This window comes from Streptomyces sp. NPDC001880 (assembly GCF_053594575.1).
In genome coordinates this window covers 1-2,524 of sequence record NZ_JBSFET010000238.1, presented here as the reverse complement: position 1 = coordinate 2,524, position 2,524 = coordinate 1, and the positions used below count along the sequence as shown (strand labels likewise).

Sequence of the window (2,524 nt, the reverse complement as noted above, 5' to 3'; positions counted from 1 at the left end):
GCCCGCCGTACCTGTCTGTTCAGCGCCCGGGACAGCGACATCCAGGTGGAACTGCCGATGGATCCGATGCACGGGACGGTCGGGGTGGCGCCGGCGAATCTGGAGGTACGGTCCGCGCTGGTGCCCGACGCGCACGGCGGCAACATGGACACCCCCGAGATGCGAGCGGGCGTCACCTGCTATCTGGGCGTCAATGTCGAGGGTGCGCTGCTGAGCCTGGGGGACGGCCATGCCCGCCAGGGCGAGGGCGAGACCTGCGGGGTCGCCGTGGAGTGCGCGATGAACACGGTTGTGCTCGTCGAACTGCTGAAGGGGGTCAGCACTCCGTGGCCACGCATCGAGTCCGACACCCATCTGATGTCGACCGGCTCGGCGCGGCCGCTCGAAGACGCCTTCAGGATCTCCCAGTTGGACCTGGTGCAGTGGCTGGCGCGCGACTACGGCCTGTCCGAACTCGACGCCTATCAGCTGGTCAGCCAGGCCGGTGAGGCTCCGCTGGCCAATGTGTGCGACACCAACTACACCTGCTTGGCGAAGATCCGCAAGGAGTGGCTGCCCTCGGGCGACCCCCACCGCGGGCTCCACCACCATCTGCGGGAGACTGCCACACTGCTGTCCGGCCTCTGACCGCACAGACCTCAACCCCTCTGCCCCACAGGAGTGTTCATGCACCGCAGAAGGATTCTCCAGGGAGCCGCCGCGACGGCCGCCGCTGCGCTGATCCCGGCCTCCACCCGTGCCATGGCCACCACGGTCGCGGGCGACACGGACTATCCGCTCGCCCACTGGACGCCTGCCTCCACCTCCAACTACACGGCCTCGAACCGCCCTTCGGCCCATCCGGTGCAGTACGTGATCATCCATGTCACCCAGGAGACGTATCCGAACACGATCGGGATCTTCCAGAATCCGGCGAAGCAGGTCTCGGCGCACTATGTGGTGCGCTCGGCGGACGGCTACGTCGCCCAGTGCGTTCGGGAGAAGAACATCGCCTGGCACGCGGGCAATTGGGACTACAACACGCGCAGCATCGGCATCGAGCACGAGGGCTGGGTGGATCAGCCCTCGTACTTCACCAACGCCATGTACGAGAAGTCGGCGCTGCTGACCGCTTCGGTGTGCGACCGCTACAACATCCCGAAGGACCGCTCGCACATCCTGGCCCACGCCCAGGTGCCCGGCACCGACCACACCGATCCCGGTCCGCAGTGGGACTGGGTGCGATACATCCGCCTCGTCAATCTGTACTCGGCCACTTGACCCGCCTTCGCTCCCCAGGCCGAGTCGCCCTGTGCGCCGCGGTTGTCGCAGCGGCCGGCTGCGACGACCATGGAGTATTCACGACGCCCTGGATGGGAGGGTGAGTTGAGGGACCCCTGGGTGGCGCTGACAGCCGATACGGACCCCGGTGAAAGGATCGGCCAACTGCGCCGCGCACACGAGGTGTTCACCACAGCGGGCCGGCTGGAGCGGCCGGTCCGCCCGGTCATCGGTGAGTCGTGGCGACGCTCGGCGCGGGCCAGGGTCAGCCCGGACGGTGCGGCCCTGGTCGAGCTGGGCCCGGACGACCTCGGACCGCACCGGGAGGAGCATCCCCTGGCCCCCGCCATGCCAGTGATCCGTGAGCTGATGGGCGCCTACGCGACGGACGGCGAGCATCTGCTCGCGGTGTGCGACACACAGGGCAGACTGCTGTGGGTCGAGGGCCCCGCGGTGACCCGACGGGCCGCCGGCCGGATGAACTTCGTGGAGGGCGCCCGTTGGGCCGAGTCGGCGGCCGGGACGAATGCGCTGGGGACGGCGATCGCCGTGGACCGCCCGGTGCAGGTCTTCGCCGCCGAGCACTTCCTGCGGCCGGTCCAGCAGTGGACCTGCGCGGCGGCTCCGCTGCACGACCCGCACACGGGACGGGTCCTGGGCGCCGTGGACATCACCGGCGGGGACCGGCTCGCGCATCCGCACAGCCTGGCGTTCGTACAAGCGGTGGCCCGCGCCGCCGAGACACAGCTCGCACTGCTCGCCCCCGCACCGGCCGGCGGGACCGTGCGGCTCAGCGCACTCGGCCGGGACGAGGCGCTGCTGGTGGCTGAAGGCCGCAGAATCCGGCTCAGCAGACGGCACAGCGAGATCCTGGCGACGCTGGCCCGCCATCCCGATGGCCTCGGTGGCGACGAGCTCCTCATCGAGCTGTACGAGGACGAGTCGGTGACCCCGGTGACGCTGCGGGCCGAACTCTCCAGGCTGCGGCGGCTGCTCGGCCCGGAGCTCCTGCTCTCCCGCCCCTACCGCCTCGCCGCTCGGGTCGACGCGGACTTCGACACGGTGGCGCGCAGACTGGCGTCGGGCGCGGTGGCCGCGGCGCTGGGCGCCTACTCGGGTCCACTGCTACCGGCCTCGCAGGCTCCGTCCGTCATCCGCCTGAGGCGCCGGCTCGAGGAGCAGTTACGGGCGGCGCTCATCGCACGCGGCGACCCGGGGCTGCTGGCCGACTGGGCGTACAGCCCCTGGGGCGAGGACGACCTCC

General features: G+C 70.3%; 3 protein-coding genes. All 3 read left to right on the top strand.

Features of this window, described 5'->3' with window-relative positions:
- The coding region (locus tag ACWCQ6_RS36790; protein ID WP_451096799.1) for an acetamidase/formamidase family protein at positions 1–627 on the top strand (627 nt) is incomplete at its 5' end.
- Positions 628–666: 39 nt separating this feature from the next.
- Positions 667–1,260 carry an N-acetylmuramoyl-L-alanine amidase gene (locus ACWCQ6_RS36785; RefSeq protein WP_451096797.1) on the top strand — a complete coding sequence of 198 codons (594 nt, stop codon included), beginning with the start codon at positions 667–669 and terminating at the stop codon, positions 1,258–1,260.
- A gap of 105 nt (positions 1,261–1,365) precedes the next feature.
- Positions 1,366–2,524, top strand: a 1,159-nt coding sequence (locus ACWCQ6_RS36780; RefSeq protein WP_451096795.1) for a GAF domain-containing protein, incomplete at its 3' end; no start/stop codon positions are given.

Excerpts from the sequence above, each read along its gene's own strand:
- ACWCQ6_RS36785 (WP_451096797.1), top strand. The coding sequence starts at position 667 with ATGCACCGCAGAAGGATTCTCCAGGGAGCCGCCGCGACGGCCGCCGCT.